The organism is Bacillus sp. SRB_331 (assembly GCF_003264175.1).
GTDB classification, from domain to species: domain Bacteria; phylum Bacillota; class Bacilli; order Bacillales; family Bacillaceae_G; genus Bacillus_A; species Bacillus_A mycoides.
In genome coordinates this window covers 1-1,014 of record NZ_NADV01000054.1, presented here as the reverse complement: position 1 = coordinate 1,014, position 1,014 = coordinate 1, and the positions used below count along the sequence as shown (strand labels likewise).

Below are 1,014 nucleotides of genomic sequence, written 5' to 3'. Positions count from 1 at the left end.
TAAGTGCAACCGAATACATCAGTACGATCGTATAAATTGAGACGAAATATACTATGTTAAAAATTATACTTGCCTTATTGCCAAAATACTCTCTTATTGTACCTGTAATCCCCTCATCAGCAGAATTAGAAGCATATATCATTTTAGCAAGCGCCCTATGTGAGTAATACATAACAGGAAATGCAAGTATAGTAATTAACAGTAATGATAATAAACCACCTGAACCTGCATTAATAGGTAAAAAGAGTACTCCTGCTCCAATTGCTGTTCCAAAAAGGCTCAATGCCCAGGTAGTATCCTGTTTATGCCACTTTTTAGGGTCTGGATATTTATCATTTTTTACTGCAGTATTTTCAGCTTGAAATTCTATTTTTTTTGCAGTATTCCCATTCATATAATAATTCCTCCTTGTGTTCTATTCTTACGTCTCTTTTTAAGGCTTAGGAATTTACCGTTCTTGAAAAATGAATTGCTTACAAAGTGCGCCACATGGTGCATCCTTCTTCTAAGTTGATTAAAATCGAAAAATTTGCTAGTTATCAACCTGACAAGTTTGGTGGAGCTTATAAAATATTTTAATTATATAGTAGTATTTTCTAATAATAATGACTCTCAATACACAGACATCCTTAGGAGAACATTAGCGAATAGAATTGTTAACTATTTCACAATGTTTTCGATAACTGTTTATTGATTTAATTGTTTCTCTCCAAAGATTTTATTTTTAATGGCAATCCCTGTAGGTGTAGCCGCAATTCCGCCTAAACCTGTCTCTCTTAATTCGCGAGGCATCTGTCTTCCAACTCTATACATCGCTTCAATAACTTCGTCAGCATTGATGATATTGTTTACGCCGGCTAATGCTATGTCCGCTGCTGTTAAAGCATTTGCCGTTCCAATGGCGTTTCTCTTTACACAAGGAATTTCTACCAAACCAGCGACCGGATCACAAACTAAACCGAGTAAATTTTGTAATGCGGTTGAAAAAGCTTCAGAAGATTGCTGTGGCGTTCC

At 35.4% G+C, this 1,014-nt stretch carries 2 protein-coding genes; both read right to left on the bottom strand.

The window, feature by feature from the left end; genetic code table 11:
• Positions 1-394: aromatic amino acid transport family protein (locus B5P42_RS28845; RefSeq protein ID WP_309251510.1), on the bottom strand; the 394-nt coding region annotated here is incomplete at its 3' end.
• A gap of 293 nt (positions 395-687) precedes the next feature.
• Positions 688-1,014 (bottom strand): L-serine ammonia-lyase, iron-sulfur-dependent, subunit alpha (locus B5P42_RS28840; protein ID WP_181458848.1); only part of this gene is annotated, 327 nt, incomplete at its 5' end.